This is a genomic window from Paenibacillus sp. TAF43_2 (genome assembly GCF_052113545.1).
GTDB lineage: Bacteria > Bacillota > Bacilli > Paenibacillales > Paenibacillaceae > Pristimantibacillus.
In genome coordinates this window covers 1-2,123 of sequence record NZ_JBFRDK010000349.1, presented here as the reverse complement: position 1 = coordinate 2,123, position 2,123 = coordinate 1, and the positions used below count along the sequence as shown (strand labels likewise).

Here is a 2,123-nt window from a genome sequence, read left to right as displayed (position 1 = left end):
GTCTTCCGCTGCGAAAATATCGGTTCCCTGCGGTGCTGCAAAATCCGTGCCTGTATGCGTGTGTGTTTTACCTGTAATCGGATGAACCCGTGTGCCAAAGCTTGAGCTGACGCGATAGTTATCCCTTATCGGCATACCCAGTTTACCGCCCGTATACGGATTCGATATTTTGTTTTTCTCTGCATTCAGCTTCGATACTTTCGCAGCAAGCGCCATAAGCAGCTCCTCTTGCTCCTTGCTGATGCCCTCGAGCTCCTCTAGCGTGGAGTCGATTTGTACAAGCTTATTATCCAGTTGTTTGATATTTGTATTGTAGCTCGCTATCATAACTTCTTTCTCTTGCTCTTTCTTCACTAGATGAGCTTCGTACTGCTCCAGCTTCTCATAAATCTTTTTCACTTCAGCAAATTGCTTCTCTACTTCTATTTTCTTCTGAGCAACAAGCTCCTTCTCTTCTCTTTGCTCCGCCAAAATATCCCGATCCTGCGACAGAATCGATTGAAGAGCATCGAATCGATCAATAAAATCTGTAAAGCTAGTCGCACTTAAGAGTACGTCCATATAAGATACAAAACCGTTCGTATACATAAGACGCATACGAGATTGCAGCAGCTCATCGCGTGTCACTACACGCTCTTCAGCCTGCTCCAGCTCAAGGCCGGTCTGCAGCAATTCCTCTTCCTTCGCATCGCTTTGTGCTTGCATCTTTGTTTTGTTGATGACGACATTATCGATCTCTGCCATCAAATTAGCGATAGAAGCTTCCGCTTCTGTTTTTTTCCCAAGGATAGTTACCTTCTCATTCTCTGCTGTCTTAGCCTGATTATGAGCATTAGCGGCCTGGCGCTCTGCTTTAGCTGCGCGTTGCTCCGCTTCCTTCATTTCCGCCTTAGCGGCAGCTATTTGTTTCTTTATTTCGCTAAGAGAAGCTGCTTCTCCTCCTGTTGGTTGCATAACAAATACCGCAAGCATCATCGTAACTGTGAATAACAGCCATTTCCTCTTCTTCACTTTCGCATCCTCCTACACTTTCAAATACTTGCGTATCGAGATCGTGCTGCCCCAAATGCCGATTAATGTTCCGAGTACGATGAGCAGCGTGGCAGTCAGCATTCCTGACTCCTCTACCGTGACGAGCTTAATCATCATTAGCGATAATTCCATTTGCGTAAATTTCACAAGCTGCGAGTAACCTGCAAGCACAGCTACCGTTGTAATAACCGAGCTAATAATTCCAATCAGTGCACCTTCAATGAAAAACGGCCAGCGAATAAATGAATTCGTCGCGCCAACCAGCTTCATAATGCCAATTTCTCTGCGTCTTGCAATAATGGTCATTTTGATCGTGTTCGAGATCAGGAACATTGCTGTTACGGATAGACCTACAACAACGACGATACCTATGTAACGCAAAGCATTTGTAATTTTGAAAAGAGTCTCGACTGTGCCTTGTCCATATTTGATTTTGGCAATCGGTATAAGCTCATCTGCTTTATTGATCGCATCGATCTGTTTTGCTGCATCCTCGATCGATTGCGGCTCATAAACCTCTACCGTAAACGAATCCGGCAGCGGATTTTTTTCCTTTTCATAACCATCCAGCAAATCCTTGTTCTCATCACCAAGGTTTTTACGAAGCAGCTCTAGTCCCTCTGCTTTAGACACAAATGTTACTTGCTTTACCTCTGTTAAATTGCCGATTTTGTTCTGAAGCTCTGTTATCTTCGCTTTGTCTACATTTAGCTGTAGGAACACACGAATTTGCACTTGACTCTCGATCTGTGCCGCCATGGAATTGACGTTGAGTGCGAGCAATAAAAACACGCCAAGAATGAACAAGGATATAAATATCGAGCTTACTGAAGCAAACGACATCCAGCCATTTCTAATGATGTTTTTGGCGCCTTCTCGCAGATGACGGAGTATAGTTCTAAGCTTCATAGCCGTACTCCCCTCTAGCCTCGTCACGTACGATATTGCCGTTCTCGATTGCAATGACGCGCTTGCGTATGGAGTTAACGATATCTTTATTGTGGGTAGCCATTACGATGGTTGCACCGCGGAAGTTGATTTCCTCAAGCAAGTTCATGATGCCAAGCGACGTTTCCGGGTCCAAGTTGCCT

At 44.8% G+C, this 2,123-nt stretch carries 2 protein-coding genes and 1 pseudogene; all 3 read right to left on the bottom strand.

What is annotated here, in order from left to right; translation table 11 throughout:
• The coding region (locus tag AB4Z17_RS33245) for a coiled-coil domain-containing protein (RefSeq protein ID WP_441964706.1) at positions 1 to 1,011 on the bottom strand (1,011 nt) is incomplete at its 3' end.
• 12 nt (positions 1,012 to 1,023) lie between these two features.
• Positions 1,024 to 1,941, bottom strand: a complete 918-nt coding sequence (gene ftsX, locus AB4Z17_RS33240) for a permease-like cell division protein FtsX (RefSeq protein ID WP_076266166.1) — start codon at positions 1,939 to 1,941, stop codon at positions 1,024 to 1,026.
• A pseudogene (locus AB4Z17_RS33235) lies at positions 1,931 to 2,123 on the bottom strand (cell division ATP-binding protein FtsE); the annotation flags it as partial. The pseudogene AB4Z17_RS33235 and the gene ftsX, both read right to left, overlap by 11 nt.